Annotated in this window: 1 protein-coding gene; it reads left to right on the top strand. The window is 67.6% G+C overall.

Annotated features, from left to right (window positions below; all coding sequences use genetic code 11):
- A partial coding sequence (locus tag ATB98_RS00035) for an aldehyde dehydrogenase family protein (RefSeq protein WP_066867474.1) occupies positions 1-1,226 on the top strand: 1,226 nt, incomplete at both ends.

Here is a 1,226-nt window from a genome sequence, read left to right as displayed (position 1 = left end):
TTTCCGGCCTGGTCGCGCTCCGGCATCCTCGAGCGCCACGCGATCCTCAAGAAGACCGCCGACGAGATCATCGCCCGCAAGGACGAGCTTGGGCGGCTGTTGTCGCGCGAAGAGGGCAAGACGCTCGCCGAAGGCATCGGCGAGACGGTCAGGGCCGGCCAGATTTTCGAGTTCTTCGCCGGCGAAGCCTTGCGTCTGGCCGGCGAGGTCATCCCCTCGGTCCGGCCCAATATCGGCGTCGAGATCACCCGCGAGCCGGTCGGCGTCGTCGGCATCATCACGCCGTGGAACTTCCCGATCGCCATTCCCGCCTGGAAGATCGCGCCGGCGCTTTGCTACGGCAACACCGTCGTCTTCAAGCCGGCCGAGCTGGTGCCGGGCTGCGCTCACGCGATCGTCGACATCCTCCACCGTGCCGGCCTGCCGAAGGGCGTGCTGAACCTCGTCATGGGCAAGGGCTCGGTCGTCGGCCAGGCGATGCTCGACAGCCCCGACGTCAATGCGATCACCTTCACCGGCTCGGTCGGCACCGGCAAGCGCGTCGCCGCCGCCTCGGTCGAGCACAATCGCAAGTTCCAGCTGGAGATGGGCGGCAAGAACCCCTTCGTCGTGCTCGACGACGCCGATCTCTCGGTCGCCGTCGAGGCGGCCGTCAACTCCGCCTTCTTCTCCACCGGCCAGCGCTGCACCGCCTCGTCGCGGATCATCGTCACCGAGGGCATCCACGACAGGTTCGTCGCGGCGATGGGCGAGCGGATGCGGGGCCTCGTCGTCGACGACGCCTTGAAGGCCGGCACCCATATCGGCCCGGTGGTCGACCAGAGCCAGTTGAACCAGGACACCGACTATATCGCCGTCGGCAAAAAGGAGGGCGCCAGGCTCGCCTTCGGCGGCGAGCTCATTTCGCGCGACACGCCCGGCTTCTATCTGCAGCCGGCGCTCTTCACCGAGGCGACAAATGGGATGCGGATTGCCCGCGAAGAGATCTTCGGACCGGTCGCCGCCGTCATCCGGGTGAAGGACTACGACGAGGCGCTCGCCGTCGCCAACGACACGCCGTTTGGCCTCTCCTCCGGGATTGCCACGACGAGCCTCAAGCACGCGACGCATTTCAAGCGCAACGCCGAGGCCGGCATGGTGATGGTCAACCTGCCGACGGCCGGCGTCGATTTCCACGTGCCGTTCGGCGGCCGCAAGGGCTCGTCCTACGGCCCGCGCGAGCAGGG

The sequence above is a fragment of the Sinorhizobium saheli genome (assembly GCF_001651875.1).
GTDB lineage: Bacteria > Pseudomonadota > Alphaproteobacteria > Rhizobiales > Rhizobiaceae > Sinorhizobium > Sinorhizobium saheli.
The sequence above is the reverse complement of the archived record's forward strand: the minus strand, read 5'-3'. Positions and strand labels throughout refer to the sequence as shown.